19 protein-coding genes are annotated in these 19,836 nt (G+C 66.5%); 11 read left to right on the top strand and 8 right to left on the bottom strand.

Going from position 1 to position 19,836, the window contains the following annotated elements; genetic code table 11:
* The first annotated feature begins 17 nt into the window (after positions 1-17).
* The 3 genes from C8C98_RS09085 to C8C98_RS09075 all read left to right on the top strand — a co-directional run bounded on the left by C8C98_RS09085 (position 18) and on the right by C8C98_RS09075 (position 3,737).
* The gene (locus tag C8C98_RS09085) at positions 18-1,397 is read left to right on the top strand and encodes an AmpG family muropeptide MFS transporter (protein ID WP_121454008.1); all 1,380 of its coding nucleotides are present in this window, start codon (positions 18-20) and stop codon (positions 1,395-1,397) included.
* Positions 1,398-1,565: 168 nt separating this feature from the next.
* Positions 1,566-2,285, top strand: coding sequence for a response regulator transcription factor (locus C8C98_RS09080; protein ID WP_121454007.1), 720 nt, complete (start codon positions 1,566-1,568; stop codon positions 2,283-2,285).
* Positions 2,286-2,423: 138 nt separating this feature from the next.
* Entirely contained in the window at positions 2,424-3,737 is a 1,314-nt protein-coding gene (locus tag C8C98_RS09075; protein ID WP_121454006.1) for an ATP-binding protein, read from the top strand.
* A gap of 5 nt (positions 3,738-3,742) precedes the next feature.
* On the opposite strand, the gene C8C98_RS09070 is transcribed toward C8C98_RS09075, so the two are convergent.
* On the bottom strand, positions 3,743-4,999 hold the full coding sequence (locus C8C98_RS09070; protein WP_121454005.1) for a YbfB/YjiJ family MFS transporter: 1,257 nt from the start codon (positions 4,997-4,999) through the stop codon (positions 3,743-3,745).
* Positions 5,000-5,111: 112 nt separating this feature from the next.
* Between C8C98_RS09070 and C8C98_RS09065 the strand changes: the two genes are divergently transcribed.
* The 3 genes from C8C98_RS09065 to C8C98_RS09055 all read left to right on the top strand — a co-directional run bounded on the left by C8C98_RS09065 (position 5,112) and on the right by C8C98_RS09055 (position 8,204).
* Positions 5,112-6,044 (top strand): LysR family transcriptional regulator, encoded by a 933-nt coding sequence (locus C8C98_RS09065; protein ID WP_121454004.1) that lies wholly within the window; start codon positions 5,112-5,114, stop codon positions 6,042-6,044.
* Between the two features lie 16 nt (positions 6,045-6,060).
* Positions 6,061-7,134, top strand: coding sequence for a nitronate monooxygenase family protein (locus C8C98_RS09060; protein WP_121454003.1), 1,074 nt, complete (start codon positions 6,061-6,063; stop codon positions 7,132-7,134).
* Positions 7,135-7,226: 92 nt separating this feature from the next.
* Positions 7,227-8,204, top strand: coding sequence for a hypothetical protein (locus C8C98_RS09055; RefSeq protein ID WP_147436354.1), 978 nt, complete (start codon positions 7,227-7,229; stop codon positions 8,202-8,204).
* A gap of 8 nt (positions 8,205-8,212) precedes the next feature.
* On the opposite strand, the gene C8C98_RS09050 is transcribed toward C8C98_RS09055, so the two are convergent.
* Entirely contained in the window at positions 8,213-9,442 is a 1,230-nt protein-coding gene (locus C8C98_RS09050) for an O-antigen ligase (RefSeq protein WP_158600155.1), read from the bottom strand.
* A 155-nt stretch (positions 9,443-9,597) separates the two neighbouring features.
* Between C8C98_RS09050 and C8C98_RS09045 the strand changes: the two genes are divergently transcribed.
* Entirely contained in the window at positions 9,598-10,287 is a 690-nt protein-coding gene (locus tag C8C98_RS09045) for a hypothetical protein (protein WP_121454000.1), read from the top strand.
* An 8-nt stretch (positions 10,288-10,295) separates the two neighbouring features.
* Positions 10,296-11,036, top strand: a complete 741-nt coding sequence (locus C8C98_RS09040; RefSeq protein ID WP_121456159.1) for a glycosyltransferase family 25 protein — start codon at positions 10,296-10,298, stop codon at positions 11,034-11,036.
* A gap of 21 nt (positions 11,037-11,057) precedes the next feature.
* Here C8C98_RS09040 and C8C98_RS09035 read toward each other — a convergent pair whose 3' ends face one another.
* The 5 genes from C8C98_RS09035 to radA form a co-directional block, all read right to left on the bottom strand.
* A complete protein-coding gene (locus C8C98_RS09035; RefSeq protein ID WP_121453999.1) occupies positions 11,058-12,155 on the bottom strand; it encodes a glycosyltransferase in 1,098 nt (365 codons plus the stop codon).
* 34 nt (positions 12,156-12,189) lie between these two features.
* On the bottom strand, positions 12,190-12,396 hold the full coding sequence (locus tag C8C98_RS09030; protein WP_099657511.1) for a zinc-finger domain-containing protein: 207 nt from the start codon (positions 12,394-12,396) through the stop codon (positions 12,190-12,192).
* A 2-nt stretch (positions 12,397-12,398) separates the two neighbouring features.
* Positions 12,399-13,349 carry a branched-chain amino acid transaminase gene (locus C8C98_RS09025; protein WP_121453998.1) on the bottom strand — a complete coding sequence of 317 codons (951 nt, stop codon included), beginning with the start codon at positions 13,347-13,349 and terminating at the stop codon, positions 12,399-12,401.
* A gap of 98 nt (positions 13,350-13,447) precedes the next feature.
* Complete coding sequence (locus tag C8C98_RS09020) at positions 13,448-13,861, bottom strand: glycerate kinase (RefSeq protein ID WP_121456158.1); 414 nt, start codon at positions 13,859-13,861, stop codon at positions 13,448-13,450.
* Positions 13,862-13,968: 107 nt separating this feature from the next.
* On the bottom strand, positions 13,969-15,351 hold the full coding sequence (gene radA, locus C8C98_RS09015; protein WP_121453997.1) for a DNA repair protein RadA: 1,383 nt from the start codon (positions 15,349-15,351) through the stop codon (positions 13,969-13,971).
* A 133-nt stretch (positions 15,352-15,484) separates the two neighbouring features.
* On the opposite strand from radA, the gene C8C98_RS09010 reads away from it, so the two are divergent.
* The 3 genes from C8C98_RS09010 (at position 15,485) to C8C98_RS09000 (ending at position 18,033) form a co-directional block, all read left to right on the top strand.
* Positions 15,485-16,315: an aldolase/citrate lyase family protein gene (locus tag C8C98_RS09010; RefSeq protein WP_121453996.1), complete on the top strand. Its 831-nt coding sequence runs from the start codon at positions 15,485-15,487 to the stop codon at positions 16,313-16,315.
* Between the two features lie 47 nt (positions 16,316-16,362).
* Positions 16,363-17,340: a 2-dehydropantoate 2-reductase gene (locus C8C98_RS09005; protein WP_121453995.1), complete on the top strand. Its 978-nt coding sequence runs from the start codon at positions 16,363-16,365 to the stop codon at positions 17,338-17,340.
* A gap of 69 nt (positions 17,341-17,409) precedes the next feature.
* Entirely contained in the window at positions 17,410-18,033 is a 624-nt protein-coding gene (locus C8C98_RS09000; protein ID WP_121453994.1) for a glutathione S-transferase family protein, read from the top strand.
* 205 nt (positions 18,034-18,238) lie between these two features.
* On the opposite strand, the gene C8C98_RS08995 is transcribed toward C8C98_RS09000, so the two are convergent.
* Complete coding sequence (locus tag C8C98_RS08995; protein WP_121453993.1) at positions 18,239-19,819, bottom strand: ABC transporter substrate-binding protein; 1,581 nt, start codon at positions 19,817-19,819, stop codon at positions 18,239-18,241.
* Positions 19,820-19,836: the final 17 nt, after the last annotated feature.

Here is a 19,836-nt window from a genome sequence, read left to right as displayed (position 1 = left end):
AAAACCCGCACCCACCCATGTCAGACGCCACCCCTCCAGCCTCCAGCACCGCCCCATCCACCCTCACCCTGCCCGCTTCCCCGCGCCCCAGTTGGCTGCAAACCCTGCGCGTGTACCTGGAGCCCGCCAGCCTGCGGATGCTGACGCTGGGCTTTTCTGCGGGGCTGCCGCTGCTCTTGGTGCTGGGCACGCTGAGCTTTCGGCTGCGCGAGGCGGGGATTGATCGCAGCACCATTGGCTACCTGAGCTGGGTGGGCCTAGCCTATGGCTTCAAGTGGGTGTGGGCGCCGCTGGTGGACCGGCTGCCGATTCCGCTGCTCACGCATTGGCTGGGGCGGCGGCGCAGCTGGCTGCTGCTGTCGCAGTGCCTGGTGGTGGCCGGGCTGGTGGGCATGGCGCTGGCCGACCCACGCGACGCGCTGGGTCCCATCGTATGGTGCGCGCTGGCGGTGGCGTTTGGATCGGCCACGCAAGACATTGCGCTGGATGCCTTTCGCATCGAATCGGCCGACGCCAACCACCAGGCGGCGCTGGCCGCGTCGTACCAGACGGGCTACCGCCTGGCCATGATCTGGGCGGGCGCCGGGGTGCTGTGGATTGCCGACCGCTCGGAAGTGCTGCCTGCACTGGGCCAGGCTGCCAGCTACCAAAACCAGGCGTGGATGGCGGCCTACCTGGTGATGGCGGTATCGATGGTGGTGGGCATGGTGACGGTGCTGTTCTCGAACGAGCCCGCCCGCGTGCAACTGCCCCCGGCCAAAAACCTGGCCGTGTGGCTGCAAGGCGCAGTGGTGGAGCCATTTGCCGACTTCTTGCGCCGCTACGGCTGGCACGCGGCGCTCATCCTGGCGCTCATCGCCGTCTACCGCATCAGCGATGTGGTCATGGGCATCATGGCCAACCCGTTTTATGTGGACATGGGCTACACCAAGGCCGAGGTGGCCACCGTCACCAAAATCTACGGCGTGGTGATGACCCTGCTGGGCGCCTTTGTGGGCGGGGTGCTGTCGATGCGCTTTGGGGTGATGCGCATTCTGATGCTGGGCGCGCTGCTCAGCGCGGGCAGCAACTTGCTGTTTGCCTGGCTGGCCGGGCATGGGCATGACGTGACGGCGCTGATTGCCGTGGTCTCGGCCGACAACCTGGCGGGCGGCGTGGCCTCGGCGGCGTTCATTGCTTACCTGTCGAGCCTGACCAACGTGAGCTACTCGGCCACACAGTACGCGCTGTTCAGCTCGATGATGCTGTTGCTGCCGAAGTTTCTGGCGGGCTTTTCGGGCGACTTTGTCAATGCGTTTGGTTATGGCCAGTTCTTCACCAGCACCGCGCTGCTGGGGCTGCCGGTGCTGCTGCTGGTGTGGCTGGCATCCAAAGTCAAAATAGCACCTAGCGCTTAATACACAAGCGCTGGCAGCTATGTTTTATATAGCAAAAACAAACCAAACCGCCACTGCGCGTTTACGGCAGCTTTACACAAACGACAAGCACCCTGCACGCCCCCAAGGCACGATAGAGCGAACTGGCGCGCCGGGGCGCACGCCACACACCACACCTACACTGAATCCATGAGTTCGCAACTGCTGATGATCGAAGACGACACCCGCCTCGCAGAGATGGTGGGTGAGTACCTGGGCCAGTCGGGCCTGCACGTGACGCACCGGGCCGATGGCAAAAGCGGCCTGGCCCAGTTGCAGGGCCCCGAGGCCGGCGCGCTGCCCGACCTGGTGATCCTGGACCTGATGCTGCCCGACATGGACGGGCTGGAGGTGTGCCGCCGCATCCGTTCGCTGCAGGGCTCTGCCGCGCAGGTGCCGGTGCTGATGCTCACCGCCAAGGGCGACCCGATGGACCGCATCATCGGCCTGGAGCTGGGCGCCGACGACTACCTGCCCAAGCCGTTTGAGCCCCGCGAGCTGCTGGCGCGCATTCGCGCCATCTTGCGCCGCCGCAACGACGTGGGCGCTGCCGCCGCCACGCAGGCGTTGCGCTTTGGCTCGCTGGAGATCGACCGCGACTCGCGCACCGTCACCGTGGGCGGGCAGGTGGCCGACCTGACCTCGTACCAGTTTGACCTGCTGGTGGCCCTGGCCGAGCGCGCAGGCCGCGTGCTCACGCGCGACCAGATCATGGAAGCCGTGCGCGGCCGCGAGCTGGACGCGTTTGACCGCTCCATCGACGTGCACATGGGCCGCATCCGCGCCGCCATTGAGCAAGACGCCAAGAACCCCCGCCGCATCCTCACCGTGCGCGGCGTGGGCTACGTGTTTGCCAAGCAACAGGATTGAACATGCCCCCTGAGTCGCTTCGCGCCTTCCCCCTCAGGGGGACGCCGCCAGCGCGGCGGGGCGCCCCTTGCGCGGCGGCCGCTGGCCTGGTGCGGCCTCATTCCAACAATGTGCGTGCGAACTACCCATTGAGCGGCCATGTCATTGACTAACCCCTTCGCCCAGCGCCTGTCTTTGCGCATCTGGCTGGCCGTGGTGGCTGGCATGGCCGTGCTGACGCTGGCCGTGGGCTGGGCCTGGCGGGTGGCGGTGGAAGAAGGCAACATGGTGCAGCCCGCTCCGCATGGGCGGGAGTTGCTGCTGCGCAGCGCCGATGGGCAGACCGTGATGCGCGGCTATGCGGTGCGCGAGCCCGGCCCGCCGGGTGAAGGCATCGATTTCCGCATTGAAACGGACAACGGCGAGAAGTTCACCCTGGAGCTGGGGCCCAAGCCCCCGCGTGAAGACCGGCGAGGCGAGCGCGCCGACGAACGCGGCGGGGAGCGGCGGCGTGCCCTAGGGCCGCCAGGCCCACCCGGTGGCCCCCCTGGCGGGGCAGACCGCGCCTTCTGGCTGCGCCCCCCGTTTGGCTTTGTATGGATGCTGGCCATCATGGGCTTGGCGGCCGCGCTGGGCGTGTACCCCGTCATCCGCCGCCTGACCCTGCGACTGGAAGCCCTGCAGCGCAGCGTGAAAAAGTTTGGCGAAGGCGACCTGTCGGTGCGCGTGCCCGAGACCGGGCAAGACGAGGTGGCCGACCTGGCCCGTCAGTTCAATGCGGCGGCCGCGCGGGTCGAGACCCTGGTCAAGTCGCACAAGTCGCTGCTGGCCAATGCCTCACATGAGTTGCGCTCACCCCTCACCCGCATCCGCATGGGGCTGGAGCTGATGGGTGGCGATCAGCCCTCGCCCGCCTTTCGCGCCGAAATCTTGCGCAACATTGCCGAGCTGGACCAGCTGGTGGATGAAATCCTGCTGGCCAGCCGCCTGGACGCCCGCGAGGCCGATGTGGGCACCGTGGAAGACGTGGACCTGATCGGCCTGGCCGCCGAGGAATGCGCCCGCATTGACGCCGACCTGGACGTGAGCGCCGTACCCGAGGGGCTGGAGGTGCAGGGCATCTCCAAGCTGCTGCGCCGCGCCATCCGCAACCTGCTGGAGAACGCCCGCCGCTACAGCACAGGCGAGATCACCGTGGTGGTGCAACGCGCGGGCAGCATGGCCGAAGTGCGCGTGTGCGACCGAGGCCCCGGCGTGCCGCCTGCGCAGCGCGAACGCATTTTTGAGCCGTTTTACCGCCTGCCCGGTGCCAGCGAACGCTCGGGCGGCGTGGGCCTGGGGCTGGCGCTGGTACGGTCGATTGCCGGGCGCCACAACGGCACCGTGCACTGCGAAGACCACGTCGGCGGAGGCGCCTGCTTTGTGCTGCGGCTGCCGCTGGCACAACCCGCCGCCGGGCCGCACACGCCGTAGTCCACTCAAAGGCCGGGAGCCTTCAAGGGCCAGCGCCACGCCATGAAGGCATATACCACGGCCCCCACCACCAGCGCTCCGGCGGCAGCACCCAGTCCCTGTGCAAACCCCTGGCCCTGCGTAGCGGCACCGTGCAGCAGCCACGCCACCATAGGTGGGCCTGCGATCTGCCCCACGCCATAGGCAGCCGTCAGCAGGCCCGTAAAGCTGTCTCCCGCCGCAGGCCACACCCGGCGTGCCTCTTGCAGGGCATAGAAGGTGATGGCCGTGAAGGGCAAGCCCAGCAACCAACTGCCCAACGCAAACCCTGCGGCGCCGGGCCACACCAGGGTCAAGGCAATGGCGGCTGCCTGCATCAAATAGGCCCCCAACAGCAGCCAGCGCCTGTCCCACCGCGCGGGGGTGCGCGTCGATAGCGCCGCGCCCATGGCAACACCCGCGCCAAACAGCGGCCAGAACAAATCGGGCCAAGGGGAATCGCTGGGCAAGGCCGCCCGGGCAATCACCGGCAAAAACGTGGCCGTGACGATGTACCCCAGCCCCGCCAACCCGTAGGCCAGCGTGAGCAGGCTGCGTGCCGCCACGCCCAACCCGGTGGGCGCCGCCAACGGGGCCTGCGCGCTGGCGGCGCTGGGCTGGGGCAAGCCTTGCAGCACCGGCCACACCAAGGCGCACAGCCCCACGCACAGCAAGCCAAACACAGCCCAGCCCGCCGCTGCGGGCCAGTGCCAGGCCACCATGGCGCTGGCCGACAAGCCCGTGAGCGCAATGCCCAGCCCCGGCCCGCAAAAAATGAAGCCCCCGAGCGCAGGCTGCCCCAGCGCCACCAGGCGCAACATGCACCAGGCCGAGACGTTCAAAAACACCAGGGCGCTGGCCACCCCTGCGGCAAAGCGCAGTGCGGGCCAGGCCCAGGGCCACGGCAAGGCCATGCCCAGAGTCAACACCACCGTGGCCAGCAGCCCCCAGCGCGCCAGCCGCGCTGCATGCCAGCGCTGGCGCGCGCGCGGCGCCACCCACGGGAAGGCCATGCAGGCCAGCGCCCCCAGCAGGTAGCCCACATAGTTGGCGGTGGCCAGCCAGCTGCCACCGGCCAGCGATATCACCCCGTCGTGCAGCATCATGGGCAGCAGCGGGGTAAAGGCAAAGCGGCCAATGCCCATCGCAGCCGCCAGCGCTGCCATGCCCGCCAGGGCCACGGTGTAGGGGCGGTCAAACAAGGCGACGGGGGCAGCCGAAGAGGCCGAGGCAGAAGAGGACATGAGGGCAGGTTCCAGGCCACCAGAGAGCGCCTGCTGAGTAGTGGCAGCCACCTGGCGTATTATTCTGAATTGAGATTTATTTTTTATAAATCATCTCATAAAGAGAATATTTATGGACCTTGCTGCACTGGAAATCTTTCGTGCCGTCGCCGCAGAAGGCAGCGTGACCCGGGCGGCCGAGCGGCTGGGCCGCGTGCAGTCCAACGTGACCACGCGCGTTCAGCAACTGGAGGAGCAACTGGGCGCTCCGCTGTTTTTGCGTGAAGGGCGGCGCATGCTGCTGACGCCCGCCGGTGAATCGCTGCGCGGCTATGCCGACCGCCTGCTGGCGCTGGCCGAAGAGGCCCGCCAAGCCGTGCGCCCCACCTACCCCAGCGGGCGCCTGCGCCTGGGCGCCATGGAAAGCACCGCCGCCGCACGCCTGCCGCAGCCCCTGGCACGGCTGCACGCGCAGTGGCCCGAAGTGGAGCTGGAGCTGACCACCGGCGCCTCCGCCCCGATGGCAGAGCAGGTGCTGGCCCACACCCTGGACGCGGCCCTGGTGGCCTGGCCTTTGCAGGGGCTGGCGCCCGATGCGCCAATGGAGCGCACCACGGTGTACCAGGAGTCTTTGCTGCTGGCCCTGCCCGCCGACCACCCGCCGGTGCACAGCCCGGCCGATCTGCAGTTGCACACGCTGGCCGCCTTCGGCACCGGCTGCACCTACCGCCACCTGGGTGAGACCTGGATGCAGCAGGCCCTGGGCTCCGCCCAAACCACAGGAACAGGCACAGGCAAGCCCCCCAAGGTGCTGGAGCTAGCGTCGTACCACGCCATCCTGGCCTGCGTGGCCGCAGGCCGCTGCGCGGGCGTAGTGCCCCAGGCCGTGTGGGACCTGATGCGCGATCCCCCCGCTCTGCGCCTGGTGCCGCTGCAGCACTGCGACACCGTGCTGGTGCGCCGGCGCGGCTACCAGTCGCCCGCGCTCGATGCCCTGCTGGACACCTTGTTCAGCCTGCGGCAGGGACATGGCCCTGCCGTGCCCACCTGGATTTCCTCGACCTGAAACGGAGCCCGCACCCATGAGCTATTCACTTTTGCAGCGCCTGCCCATCACCCTGCCCATCGTCCAGGGCCCCATGACGGGTGCTGACAGCCCCGCGCTGGCCGCTGCCATATCGGCTGCGGGCGGGCTGGGCATGCTGGGCTGCGGCATGCGCTCGCCCGCCGCCATGGCCGAGGCTGCGGCCGCCGTGCGCCAGCTGACGGACCGGCCCTTTGGCATGAACCTCTTTGTGCAAGCCACCCCCACCCCTGATGCGGCCACGGTGGAGGCAGCGCTGCAGCGCCTGGCGCCTCTGTATGCCGAGCTGGGCCTCGCACCCGAGGTGCCCGCGCAGTGGTGCGAAGACTTTGGCACCCAGCTGGAAGCCCTGGCGGCGCTGCGCCCGGCAGTGGCCAGCTTCACCTTTGGCATCCTGACCTCCGCGCAAGTGGCGCGCTTGCAAGCCGTGGGCTGCCTGGTGGTGGGCACGGCCACCACGGTGGCCGAGGCCCAGGCCTGGGCGGCAGTGGGGGCAGACGCAGTGTGTGCCAGCGGCATGGAGGCCGGTGGCCACCGGGGTACGTTTTTGGGCGATTTCCAGTCGAGCCTGGTGGGCACCCTGGCGCTGGTGCCCCAATGCGTGGATGCGCTGGACATCCCGGTGATTGCAGCGGGCGGCATCATGGACGGGCGCGGCATTGCAGCCGCCCAGGCCCTGGGCGCGCAGGCGGTGCAGATGGGCACAGCCTTTTTGACCTGCCCCGAGTCCAGCATCAGCCCCGCCTACCGCCAGGCCCTGGTGCAGGCCAAGGACACCGATACGCGACTGACCCGCATCTTCTCGGGCCGCCCCGCGCGCGGCATCGTCAACCCCATGATGGAAACCATGGCGGCCGATGAAGCGAACGTGCCCGCCTACCCCGTGCAAAACGCGCTGACCGGCGCCCTGCGCCGCGCCGCAGCCGCCCAGGGCCGCTCCAGCCATTTGTCGCTGTGGGCTGGCCAAGGGGTGGCAGCCGTGCGGCCCCAGCCTGCAGCCCAGCTGGTAGCGACACTGGCCGAGGAATGGCGGGCGGCTTGCAGGCAGCTCAGCGCGGCCACCGCGCACTGAGCACGCTGCCGCGCGAAAGCCCGAGGGCACGCGGGGTGCAAGACCGCAGCCTGCGTGCCCCTGCCTACAATCGGCCCGAACCCCGATTGCCCATGCCCCACATCATCGCCAACCCCTTCACGCTGACGGAGTTCTTGCTCGACAGCCTGCCCCCCGCACAGCGGGCTGGCGTGCTCACGCACCCCAAGCGCATCAAGGGCGTGGGCTATTCACTGCTGAAGGCCCTGGACGCGTGGTGCCCATTTCGGCTGCCGGGGTTTCGCCCGTTTCCTGAGGCTTACCTGCAGGCGCTGCAGGCCATTCCAGAGCAAGCGCCGGTGCTGATTTTCGGGATCGAGAACATCAAGGACCTGCGTATTCTGCGCAAGTACCTGCGCACCCAGCGCATCGCAGTGTTCACCTGGAACCCGGTCATCGACTACCAGCAAAACCACCGGGTGCGGCAGTTGCACATCCAGCAGCTCAAGGGGCTGGGGCTTAACATCTTCACGTTCGACCCGGGCGATGCGCAACGCTACGGACTCACGCTCACGCAGCAGGTGTACCGGTCTGTGGAGGGTTTGCGCGAGCCCCTGCCCGAGGCCTTTGACATCTACTTTCTGGGCCAGGACAAACACCGTTTCGAGACCCTGCGCACTCTGGCCGAACAATGGCACGGCATGGGCCTGCGCACCTGTCTGCGCATGGTGCCCGAACCGGGCCAAACCTACCCGCAGGTGCCTGGCCTGGAAGTGCTGGCGCAGAGCATCGACTACCCCAGCAACATCGACAGCATCAACCGCGCCCGCTGCCTGCTGGAGATCACCCAAGCCAACCAGAGCGGGCTGACGGTGCGCTGCCTGGAGGCGCTGTTCTTCGACAAGAAGCTCATCACCAACAACCCATGCGTGCGAACGCTGCCGTTTTATAACCCTGCGCGCTTTTTCATCCTGGGGCAGGATGACCCGCAGGCACTCACCGCGTTCTTGCAAGCGCCCATGCCGCCGCTGCCAAAAGGGGCTTTGCAGCCGTACGACTTCGCACACTGGGTGCGGCAGTTCGACCACATCACGGCCCCAGCGCGGGCCTGACGGGACAATCAGGCAGGCACACCAGCCTGCGCCTTGGCGCACGGCCGCAGCGGCGCCGTCAGTACCAGCACTAGGCCAAAGCTGTAGGCCAGCCCCTCGTTGGCCAGCCAGATACCGCTGTGCGTGAGGCTGCCCACGCAGGCCACCCCCACGAAGGCAACGGCCACGGCGCGGTCCAGCCGCTCCATCCGGGCGGCTTGCCACAGGGCGGCAGCAAACACAGCCACAAAGGCCAGCAGCCCCGGAATCCCGTGCTCAATCATGAAAAACAAGAACTGGTTGTGGGGATGGAACGAGCCCGCCGCGCACCACTCGGGCGTGGTCGCAATGCGGCAAAACTCGCCGTGGTATGCCCCCGTGCCCCAGCCCAGCCAGGGCTTTTGCCAGAACAGATCCAGCCCATAGTGCAGGAAATACAGGCGCGGCCCGATGGAGGTCGTGGTCTCGGGCACCTCGCCCAGCTCCTTCAGGCCCAGTGCCACACGCGGACCAATGGTGGGCGACAGCAGTACGGCGCCCGCCAGCAGCACGGCGACCAGTGCCAGGGCCATCCACCACCGACGCACCGGCACCAGTGCCAGCACAAAGGCCAGCACGGCCACCGCCGTGGCCACATAGCCCGTGCGCCCATACAGCAACTGCGTGTTGCACACAAAGGCCAGCGCTGCCACGGCCAGCCAGGCGCCACGCTGCCAAGCGACGTTGGCACGCAGCGCCAAATACAGGCCGCGCAGCATCAGCAGCGCCATCAGCACGCTTTGGGTGATGTAGTCCTTGAACACGGAATGGTCGCCCCCCCAGCCCAACGTCTGGGCGCGCGACCAGGGCAGCCGCCACCAGATGCTGAGGTAGCTGCTGGCCAAAGTGAACAAGGCGGCGATGGTGAAAGCCGTCCAGCAGCGCTCGCGGGTTTTTTCATCCTGGGCCAGCAGCGTGATGGCGATGACTATGAGCAGCAGCTTGTCGTACTTGAGCCAGTGGTCCATTACCACGCGCCAGGGGGCGGTGGTGTAGGCCGCGCCCAGCAAAATGATGGCGTACAGGGCCAGCAGCGGGAGGGTGACGGCGTTGCCGCGGGCGACATCCCAACGCTGGCGCAAACCGCCCGCCAGCAACCAGGTAAGTACCAGGCAAAGCAGCGCGATGTTGGCCCCCGCAAGCGTCCACGGGATGGAAAAGAAGGCTGCGATGGCACTGAAAACAGCCGCCGTGCGCAGAAAAACGTGGGGATACTGCATAGACCTTGTCGCCGCAACGGCAACAACATTGACACTAGGCCAGCACATCATGGGTGCCCAGGCCGCGATAATTAGAGCCTCACATTATCCATTGCACGGCAGCAGCCCCTGCGCCTGCGTGCTTCGCGCCCATGCCCCAACCTATTGTTCACACCATGCACTGGGACAACATCCCCAGTGTCATCCTGCAAAAGCAGCGTGAAGTTTTTGCCGCCCTGGACGTTCCGCTGCAGCAGGAATCTGCGCACCGCATCCCCCATGGCACCTGGATGAACAGCGTGGTGGAGCGCATGGCATCCGACGATATCGTCATCTTTTGTGACATTGACGCCTTCCCGCTCAAGCGCTCGGCCTACGACCTGGCCGTAGCCCACGCCGAGCAAGGCGCCATCTTCGGCCTGTCGCAGTTTTCCAACCACAAGAAAACCACCGAGACCTATGCAGGTCCCATGTTCATGGCGTTTCGCAAGAGCGTGTGGGAGCGGCTGGGAAGCCCCGACCTCAAATCGTCTTCGGCCTTTGACGCAGCCGAAGGCATGTCCGCCCTGGCGCGTGAACAGGGCGTCCCGCTGGTGCTGCACAAGCCCACCTCCACATTGATCTCCAAGTTTGCGCTGGGCAACGAGGGGGTGTTTGGCATTGGCACCTTCTACGGTGACAACGACTTCTTTCACCTGTTCGAGTCGCGCGAGCCCGCGTACGAGCAACTGCTGGTGGCCGTGGCCGATGACGCCACCGCGCAGCGCCCATTGCAGTTTGTCCGCTACCTGGAAGCGGCCATTGCCCTGCAACAAGGCACCCCGATCAAAAAGAAGCGCCGCTGGTGGCGCCGCCTGCTGGGCTGAGCGCACCCATGAGCCTGCCCATCGTCTTCATCAACCTGGACCGCGACGCCGAGCGCCGCACGCGGCTGCTGGCCGAGTTGCAGTCCATCGACATGCCCAGCGAGCGCTTTCCTGCCGTGTGGTGGGCGGACGTGCCCCCCGAGCAAGCCAGCCGCTGGTACAGCGACCGCCTGAATGCGCGCCAGTACTACAAGCCCCTGCGCAACGGAGAAAAAGGCTGCTATGCCAGCCACATCGGTGCCTGGCAACAGCTGCTGGCCAACGATGCCCCCGCCCTGGTGGTGCTGGAGGACGATGTGCGCCTGACCCCGCAGTTTGCCGAGGTGGTGAATGCCATTGCCGCTCTGCAAGCGCCGTGGGACATGGTGAAGCTATTGGGCCGCGACCGCGAGAAGGTGCGGTCCGCACGCCCCCTGGTGCCAGGCACCGCGCTGGTGGACTACAGCCGCGTGCCGAGCATGACGGCGGGCTACGTGATCAGCCGCGCCGGTGCCGCCAAGCTGCTGGCGCACCGCCAGCCTTTTGGCCGACCGATTGATGTGGATTTGCGCTTCTGGTGGGAAGGCGACCCACTGCGCATCTTGGGCGTCTCGCCCTCGGCCATTGCACTGGACGACACCAGCGAGGTCAGCAGCATCTGGGACACCCGCGACACCCTCACCCCCGGCCAGCGCTGGCGCAAGTTCACGATGAAGCTGGCTCTGACGGTAGGCAATGCCTGGCACCGCCGTCGTTTGCCCCGCCTTTAGAGCCTGTTTTGAGAAACGATTTCAGGGTGCGCCATCGGCATGCACGCGCTCCAGCAACTGCTGGTAGCGGGCGTGCATCTTTGCCAGGCGGTACTCTTGCACGGCCTGCGTCCGTGCCGCTTGGCCCAGGCTGGCTGCACGGGCCGGGTCGGCCAACAAGCCCGCCAGCGCCTGAGCCAAGGCGGGTGCGTCACCCTCTGGCACCAGCAGGCCCGTCTGGCCTGGCTGCATGACACCGCGCACGCCCACCACATCGGACGCCACGCAGGCGCAACCCGCCGCCATGCCCTCCACCAATGCCAAAGGCATGCCTTCGTAATGGGTGGAGAGGACAAAAATCTGGTTGTGCATCAAGCGCTGGGGCAGGTCGGCCACCGGGCCCAGAAAGTGCACTTGATCGGCCACCCCGCGCTGCTCGGCCAAGGCGCGCATGCGCTTTTGAATGCCTGCCTTGCCGCCGCCGGCCAGGTACACCGGGGCAGTCACGCCCTGGGCCTTGAGCAAGGCCGCAGCTTCAATCAGGGTGGCATGGTCCTTCTGGCGGGCAAAGCGGGCCGCCATCACGATGCCGGGCGCGCGCTCGGCAAAGGGCACCAGGGCCGACTCGGGGAAGCGTTCGAGGTCAATGCCATTGGGAATGGCCACGCAGCGCGCTGCCGGGAAGCCGCGCGCCACCAGCTGCTCGCGCACGCCTTCGGACACGCCCACCGTGGCCGCAGTGCGATCGGCCAACCACAGCGCCTGCTTCAGGCGCCAGCGCGTGTAGCGTTCGCGGGAGTTGTGCTCCACATGCACCAGGCGGGGCACCTTGGCCCACAGGCCTGCGTAGCGCCCCCAAAGGTGTTCGCTGTAGCCATGGGCAACCAGGATGTCGGGGCGCCACTGCAGCGCCAGCGCGCGCAGGGCCCACACCGTGGCGAAATGGGTCCAGCCGGGCACCACGCGCACGTCCAGGCCCTGGGCGCGCAAAGCATCTACTTTTTCGGGTAGTGTGGTGCGGCGCTTGCGGCGCAGCACCAGCACCACGTCCTGCCCCGCACTGCGGGCGGCCAAGCACAGGTCTACCGCCACCTGGGTGGCACCAGAGAACCCCCCGGTGACGAAGTGCATCACCCGCATGGCGCCCCCGGCAGCCGGCTGCGCCGCTGCAAGCTCAGTGCCCTGCGCGGACGACTTCGCCCGCCTTCAGGCGGTACACGGTGCCGCAATAAGGGCACTTGCCCTCGCCGTGGTGGGCCACGTCCAGGTACACCTTGGGGTGGCTGTTCCAGAGCTTCATGTCGGCCTTGGGGTTAGGGCAGAACACGCCGCCTTGGGCGTTCAGATCCTTGGCCAGAACTTCAATAACTGCTTGCGACATGATCAAACCTTGGTGAGCCAGTGGGCGTATTGGGGGTTGCGGCCGTTGACGATGTCAAAGAACGCAGTTTGGATTTTTTCGGTGATGGGGCCACGGCTGCCCACGTAGTCGCCCTTGCCCAGCTCGATGCGGTCCAGCTCGCGGATGGGCGTGACTTCGGCCGCCGTGCCGGTGAAGAAGGCTTCATCGGCGATGTACACCTCGTCGCGCGTGATGCGCTTTTGCACGATCTCCAGGCCCAGGTCCTTGGCGATATGAAAGACGGTGTTGCGGGTGATGCCGTTGAGGGCACCGGCCGACAGGTCGGGCGTATAAATCACGCCGTTCTTGACCACAAAGATGTTCTCGCCCGCACCTTCGGACACAAAGCCGGAGCTGTCGAGCAGCAGCGCTTCGTCGTAGCCCTCATCGGTGGCTTCCATGTTGGCCAGGATGGAGTTGGTGTAGTTGCTCACCGCCTTGGCCTGCGTCATGGTGATGTTGACGTGGTGGCGCGTGTAGCTGCTGGTCTTGACGCGGATGCCGCGCTTCATGCCCTCTTCGCCCAGGTAGGCGCCCCAGGCCCACGCGGCCACCATCAGGTGGATGGTGTTGCCCTTGGGGCTGACGCCCAGCTTTTTGTCGCCAATCCAGGTCAAGGGCCGGATGTAGCCGGATTCGAGCTTGTTCTCACGGATCACGGCGCACTGGGCCTCGTTGACCTGCTCTTGCGTGAAGGGGATCTTCATGCGCAGGATCTTGGCGCTGTTGAACAGGCGCTCGGTGTGCTCCTGCAGGCGGAAAATCGCCGGGCCATTGACGGTGTTGTAGGCGCGCACGCCTTCAAAGGCGCCGCAGCCGTAGTGCAGGGTGTGGGTCAGCACATGGATCTTGGCGTCGCGCCAATCGACCATTTGGCCGTCCATCCAGATTTTGCCGTCACGGTCGGCCATCGAGGGAACTACGGGGCTCATGGGTGTCCTTTGTGGGTTGCTGTGGTTGAGCAAGCTCCTGATTTTACGGGCGGCAGCAGGGGCCGCGCACGCAAAACCAGCCCACCCCGGCCAGAGCCTTATTCAGCGGCGGTGGGTTCCTGCGCCTGCGGCCGCTCCAGCGTCCACTTTTGCAGGCGGCCGTTGACGAACTCGCAGGTCACATGCGACTGCGTGCCGTCGGTCCAGCGGTACACCTCGGGCTGCACATCAACCGCAGACAGGCGCTCGCCCAGCGATTGGGTCATGGCCATCACGTGCATCAGATTCACGCCAGACTTGAGCCGGGCATTGAGCATGACCGCACTACCCACATAACCAATAGGGCGCTTGGCGGCCTTGCGCATAACGTTCATCAATCGCGTGAAATGCAACAGCGCCCACATGACCAAGCCGCCCGCCACAGCCGCCACCCCAGGCCAGCCTGCAGAGGCGTAACCCACCACAACCAACCCGATCACCCCGACGGGGACGAAAATATTGCGCAAATTCATGGGCGCCATTGTCCTATGCCAAGGCTATGCCCCTGCTGCGGAGAGTGCGTACAGGGCGCTGAGGTCCACCCGACCCGTTGGCCCAACCATCGCAGCGTTCGCCCCGATCAAACCAGGCCGCGCACCACGTTCATGGCCTCTTCCACCCGCTCCACGGCATGGATGGTGAGGCCCTCAATGGGCTTTTTGGGCGCATTGGCCTTGGGCACCACCGCCACGCTAAAGCCCAGCTTGGCGGCCTCCTTCAAGCGCTCTTGCCCACGCGGGGCGGGGCGTACTTCGCCAGCCAGCCCCACTTCACCAAAAGCCAAAAAGCCCCGGGGCAACGCCTTGCCGCGCAGGCTGGAGGTGATGGACAGCATGACCGCCAAATCGGCAGCCGGCTCGCTGATGCGCACGCCGCCCACCGCGTTCACAAACACGTCCTGGTCCATGCAGGCCACGCCCGCGTGGCGGTGCAACACGGCCAGCAGCATGGCCAGGCGGTCCTTGTCCAGGCCCACGCTCAGGCGTCGGGGGCTGGGGCCGCCGCTGTCTACCAGGGCCTGGATCTCCACCAGCAGCGGGCGCGTGCCCTCCAGCGTCACCATCACGCAGCTGCCCGGCACGGGCTCGCTGTGCTGGCTCAAAAAGATGGCGCTGGGGTTGCTCACGCCCTTGAGGCCCTTTTCCGTCATGGCAAACACGCCGATCTCATTCACCGCGCCAAAGCGGTTCTTGATGGCCCGCACCAGGCGAAACTGGCTGTGCGTGTCGCCTTCAAAGTACAGCACCGTGTCCACCATGTGCTCCAGCACACGCGGGCCAGCCAGCGCGCCCTCTTTGGTGACGTGGCCGACCAAAATGACCGCAATGCCAGTGCCCTTGGCCATGCGCGTGAGGTGCGCCGCGCATTCGCGCACCTGGGCGACCGAGCCCGGCGCGCTGGTGAGTTGGTCGGAATAGGTCGTCTGGATGGAGTCGATGACGACCACGGACGGTTGCGTGGCCTCGACCGTGGCCAGAATCTTTTCCAACTGGATCTCGGCCAGCAGCTGCACCTGGCTGCCCTCAATGCCCAGGCGGCGCGAGCGCAGTGCCACCTGGGCGCCGCTTTCTTCACCTGTCACATACAACGTGGGCAGGCCCGCGCGCTGCAGTGCGTCCATGGCCTGCAGCAGCAGGGTCGATTTGCCAATGCCCGGATCGCCCCCGATGAGCACCACGCCACCTTCCACAATGCCGCCGCCCAGCACACGGTCCAGCTCGTCAATGCCGCTGGGGGTGCGCGCCACATCCTGGGCCTCGATGGCAGCCAATGGCGTCACAGCCTGCGCGCTGGCCAGGCCGGCGTAGCCTTGCGGTGTGCTCAGCCGGTTTTTGCCAGCGCCCGCCTCTGCCACGGTTTCCACCAGCGTGTTCCAGGCGCCGCAAGATGGGCATTTGCCCAGCCAGCGCGGGCTGGTGCCGCCGCATTCGGAGCAGGTGAAGGTGGTTTTGTCTTTGGCCATGGCGGGTGTCTGTGAAATGCCCCGGCGCGCAGCAGAACTCTGGCCACGGGGAAAGCGACTATAGCGACCCGCCTGCAACCCCCGACAACTGCCCGTACGATGGTGGGCTTGGCACCGCCGCACGGAGTTGACATTGCAGACCCCCATCAACCGTTTCAAACAGGCCATGGCCCAAGGCCAGGCGCAGATCGGGCTGTGGCTCGGGTTGGCCGACGCCTACAGCGCTGAAATCCTCGCGGGCACCGGCTACGACTGGCTGCTGGTCGACGGCGAGCACGCGCCCAACGATGTGCGCAGCATCCTGCACCAGCTGCAAGCCATTGCCAGCGCGGCCAGTGCATTGCCACCGGGCGCGCCAGCGCCCCACCCCATCGCCCGCGTGCCCGTGGGCGACACCGCGCTCATCAAGCAGTACCTGGACCTGGGCGCGCAGACGCTGCTGGTGCCCATGGTGGACACCCCAGAGCAGGCCCAGGGGCTGGTGCGCGCCACGCGCTATGCGCCCGAGGGCGTGCGAGGCATGGGCAGCGCCCTGGCCCGCGCGTCGCGCTGGCAGGCCTACCCCCAGTACGTGCGCGAGGCCAACCAGCAAGTCTGCTTGCTGGTCCAAGCCGAGACGGTGCAAGCCATGGCCCACCTCGATGCCATCGCCGCCACGCCCGGCGTGGACGGCGTGTTCATCGGCCCGGCTGATCTATCGGCCTCCATGGGCCACCCCGGCAACCCGGGGCACCCAGACGTGCAGGCCGCCATCCACGACGGCATTGCACGCATCCTGCGCGCGGGCAAGGCACCGGGCATTCTGGCCACCACCGAACCCCAGGCGCGCCAATGGCTGGCGGCCGGTGCGCTGTTTGTAGCGGTGGGCGTGGACACCATGCTGCTGGCCAGCGCTGCGCAAGACTTGCTGGCACGCTTTCGCACAGAAGCCCCCACCCCGGTGATCCGCCCAGCGGGCTACTGACACCGCCACGCATTCAAAACACAACGGAACACAAAGGCTCTATCACCATGAAAGCATGTATTTACGGCGCCGGCGCCATTGGCGGCTGGATGGGCATAGCCCTGGCGCAGGCGGGCTGCCAGCTCAGCCTGGTGGCCCGCGGCGCCACGCTGGTAGCTTTGCAGGCCGAGGGCTTGCGCCTGCGGCGCCCTGATGGATCGGTGGCGCAAACGGCCGTGACCGCCCACGCCGACCCCGCCGCGCTGGGCGTGCAAGACCTGGTCGTGCTGGCTGTCAAGGCGCCCGGCCTGCCCGATGTGGCGCGCGCCATCGCCCCGCTGATCGGGCCAGACACCATCGTGCTCACCGCCATGAACGGCGTGCCGTGGTGGTTTCTGGACGGGTTTGGCGGCGCCGCCGAGGGGCATGCGCTCCAATCCGTGGACGCAGGCGGCGTGATCGCCAGCGCCATCCCGGGGCGCAACGTGCTGGGCAGCGTGGTGCACACCAGCTGCTCGCTGGAAGCCCCGGGCTTCGTCCGGCAGCACTTCGGCAACCGCCTCATCGTGGGCGAGCCCAACGGCAGCCGCAGCCCACGCCTGCAGGCGCTGGCCGACACGCTCCAGCGCGGCGGCATCGATGTGGAGGTGAGCGACTGCATCCAAAAGGACATCTGGTTCAAGCTGTGGGGCAACCTGACCATGAACCCCATCAGCGCCCTCACCGGCGCCACCACCGACCGCATCCTCGACGACGACCTGGTGCGCGACTTTGTCAGCGCCGTGATGCTCGAAGCCAAGGCCATTGGCAACAAGCTGGGCCTGCCGATTGACCAGCAGCCTGAAGACCGCCACGCCGTCACCCGCAAGCTGGGCGCGTTCAAGACCTCGATGCTGCAGGACGTGGAAGCGAACAAGCCCCTGGAGATCGACGCCCTGGTGGGCGCCGTGCGCGAGCTGGGGCAGATCACCAGCACCCCCACGCCCCACACCGACGCCCTGCTGGGCCTGGTGAGGCTGATGGCGCGCACACGCGGCCTGTACTGATTTTTCAACCAAAACAGCCTCTAGCGCTTACAAATCAAGCGCAGCAAGCTATCAACTTAATAGCAACCTATGACCACACTCACGCTCTACTACACCCCCGGCACCTGCGCACAAGCCGTGCGCATCGCTTTGGAGGAGGCCGGTGCCGCGCACCAACTGGTGCGCGTGGACTTTGCAGCGGGCCAGCAGCGCACGCCCGAGTACCTCGCCATCAACCCCAAGGGCCGGGTGCCTGCCCTGGTCACGCCCCAAGGCACCTTGACCGAAACGCCCGCGCTGCTGGCCTATGTGGCGCAAAGCTATCCGGCAGCGCAGCTGGCACCCACCGACGCCTACGGCTTTGCGCGCCTGCAAGAGTTCCACAGCTACCTCGCGTCCACCGTGCACATCGCCCACGCCCACCGCCCCCGCGCCAGCCGCTGGGCCGACGAGCCCGAGGCCCAGGCCGCCATGCAGCGCAAGGTGGCACAGAACATGACGGAGTGCTTCAACTTCATCGAAACCCACTATCTGGCGCATACGGATCAAGGCCCCTGGGTGATGGGCGAGCAGTACACCGTGGCCGACGGGTATCTGTTCACCATCGGCACCTGGCTGCAAAGTGATGGGGTGGACATTGCCCAGTTCCCCAAGGTGTTTGCGCACACGCAGCGCATGCTGCAGCGGCCTGCCGTGCAGCGCGCACTGGCCTGAGTTTTTGCTGGGTCACTACATCAACGCCGTCTGGATGCGCGGCGTTTGAAACTGGCGGGGCCGAGGCGAGGGCCGCCGCACAAGGGCCGCCATGCTGCGTAGGCAGCGCATGCGCGTGCATGCGCTGGCGGCGTCCCCCTTCCCGAATGGCGCAGCAATTCGAGAGAAGGGGGAAGGCACGAAGTGCCTCAGGGGGTTGTCACTCTCAATTCACCTTCAAATAGCGCCAGTCAATCCGGTTGTCCGCACGGTGGATGATGTCCACCTTCTTCGTCGCGGCCCACGGGATCACTTGGTTATACAGCGGGATGTGCGAGACCAGCTCATGCTCCTTGATCAGCGCTTGCTCGATCAATTGGTTGCGCGTGGTGGCATCGGTTTCCTTCTTCACGCGCTCGACCAGGGCGTCAATTTGCGGATCAGAGAAACGGCCCAGGTTGAAGTTGCCATCGCCGCCCGCACCGGTCGTGCGCACCAGCGACTGCAGGCTGTAGAACGCGTCGAACGTGGGCACGCCCCAGCCCAGCAGGTAGATGCTGGCTTCGTTGCGCTGGATCATCGGAAAGTACGTGGCAAACGGCAGTGAACGCAGCTTGGCCTTCACGCCCACCTTGGCCCACTGCGAGGTGATGGCCTGGCACAGCTGCTCGTCGTTGATGTAGCGGCCTGCGCTGCACGCAAAGTCCACTTCAAACCCGTTGGGATAGCCCGCATCGGCCAGCAGCTTTTGTGCGGCCTTGGCGTCGTAGGGCCAGCGTACGTCGGCCTTCTTGGTCCAGCCATTGACCTGGTTGGCAATCAGCGTGCCGGTGGGCTGGGCCAGTCCGCGCAGCACCACGCGCTGTATGGACTGGATATCGATCGCCTGGTACAGCGCCTTGCGCACGCGCAGGTCCTTGAGCGGGTTCTTGCCCTTCACGTCCGAGCCGGGCAGCTCATCGCGGAACTGGTCGAGGCCCAAAAAGATGGTGCGGTACTCCGGCCCTTCCAGCACCTGCAGGTTGGGCGTCTGCTTGATGCGCGAGAGGTCTTGCAGGCTGGGGTCGATCACAAAATCCACCTCACCCGACAACAGCGCCGCCGTGCGCGTGGCGTCTGCCTTGATGGGGGTGTAGATGATCTCGGTCAGGTTGGTGGGGTACTTGCCCTTGCCCCACCAGTTGGGGTTGGGCTCCAGCACCACGCGCTGGTCGGGTGCCCACTGCTTGAGCTGGTAGGGGCCGGTGCCCAGCGCGTTGCGGTGGGCATAGGTCTCGTCCTTGGTCTTGATGTCCTTGGGCTCGACCGACTTGTTCTTTTCGGCCCAGGCTTTGCTCATGATGCGCAGCTCGGTCAGCTGGTTCACCAGCACCGGGTTGGGCAGCTCAGAAATGATGTCAATGGTGTAGGCATCGACCTTCTCCACGCGGTCAATGCCCTGGGCGTACACGGCGTAGTTGGAGCTTTTGGCCTTGGCCCGCTCCAGCGAGAATTTGGCGTCGTCGGCCGTGAACTCGCTGCCGTCGCTGAACTTCACGCCCTTGCGCAGCGTCAGGCGCAGCTGCGTGGGCTTGATGAGCTTCCACTCGGTGGCGAGCGACGGCTCGGGCTTGAAGGTCTTGCTGTTGTATTCGACCAGCGTGTCATACACCGCGCCGTGCATGGTGTTATTGGGGCCCACGTTCTGGGCATGGATATCCCAGGTGGAAATGTCTACCGAGCGGGACCAGCGGAAGGTGGCGGACTGTGCGGCCAGGGGCAGGGCAGCGGCCACGGCAGCCGCGAGCATCAGGGTTTTGAAACGCATGGGGAATCACTCCAGAT

This window comes from Acidovorax sp. 106 (genome assembly GCF_003663825.1).
GTDB lineage: Bacteria > Pseudomonadota > Gammaproteobacteria > Burkholderiales > Burkholderiaceae_C > Acidovorax.
Note: the sequence above shows the minus strand (reverse complement) of the source record. Positions and strands in the feature narration are given on the sequence as shown.

Coding starts and splice junctions, on each gene's coding strand:
- C8C98_RS09085 (WP_121454008.1), top strand. CDS start 18: ATGTCAGACGCCACCCCTCCAGCCTCCAGCACCGCCCCATCCACCCTC.
- C8C98_RS09080 (WP_121454007.1), top strand. CDS start 1,566: ATGAGTTCGCAACTGCTGATGATCGAAGACGACACCCGCCTCGCAGAG.
- C8C98_RS09075 (WP_121454006.1), top strand. CDS start 2,424: ATGTCATTGACTAACCCCTTCGCCCAGCGCCTGTCTTTGCGCATCTGG.
- C8C98_RS09070 (WP_121454005.1), bottom strand. CDS start 4,999: ATGTCCTCTTCTGCCTCGGCCTCTTCGGCTGCCCCCGTCGCCTTGTTT.
- C8C98_RS09065 (WP_121454004.1), top strand. CDS start 5,112: ATGGACCTTGCTGCACTGGAAATCTTTCGTGCCGTCGCCGCAGAAGGC.
- C8C98_RS09060 (WP_121454003.1), top strand. CDS start 6,061: ATGAGCTATTCACTTTTGCAGCGCCTGCCCATCACCCTGCCCATCGTC.
- C8C98_RS09055 (WP_147436354.1), top strand. CDS start 7,227: ATGCCCCACATCATCGCCAACCCCTTCACGCTGACGGAGTTCTTGCTC.
- C8C98_RS09050 (WP_158600155.1), bottom strand. CDS start 9,442: ATGCAGTATCCCCACGTTTTTCTGCGCACGGCGGCTGTTTTCAGTGCC.
- C8C98_RS09045 (WP_121454000.1), top strand. CDS start 9,598: ATGCACTGGGACAACATCCCCAGTGTCATCCTGCAAAAGCAGCGTGAA.
- C8C98_RS09040 (WP_121456159.1), top strand. CDS start 10,296: ATGAGCCTGCCCATCGTCTTCATCAACCTGGACCGCGACGCCGAGCGC.
- C8C98_RS09035 (WP_121453999.1), bottom strand. CDS start 12,155: ATGCGGGTGATGCACTTCGTCACCGGGGGGTTCTCTGGTGCCACCCAG.
- C8C98_RS09030 (WP_099657511.1), bottom strand. CDS start 12,396: ATGTCGCAAGCAGTTATTGAAGTTCTGGCCAAGGATCTGAACGCCCAA.
- C8C98_RS09025 (WP_121453998.1), bottom strand. CDS start 13,349: ATGAGCCCCGTAGTTCCCTCGATGGCCGACCGTGACGGCAAAATCTGG.
- C8C98_RS09020 (WP_121456158.1), bottom strand. CDS start 13,861: ATGAATTTGCGCAATATTTTCGTCCCCGTCGGGGTGATCGGGTTGGTT.
- radA (WP_121453997.1), bottom strand. CDS start 15,351: ATGGCCAAAGACAAAACCACCTTCACCTGCTCCGAATGCGGCGGCACC.
- C8C98_RS09005 (WP_121453995.1), top strand. CDS start 16,363: ATGAAAGCATGTATTTACGGCGCCGGCGCCATTGGCGGCTGGATGGGC.
- C8C98_RS09000 (WP_121453994.1), top strand. CDS start 17,410: ATGACCACACTCACGCTCTACTACACCCCCGGCACCTGCGCACAAGCC.
- C8C98_RS08995 (WP_121453993.1), bottom strand. CDS start 19,819: ATGCGTTTCAAAACCCTGATGCTCGCGGCTGCCGTGGCCGCTGCCCTG.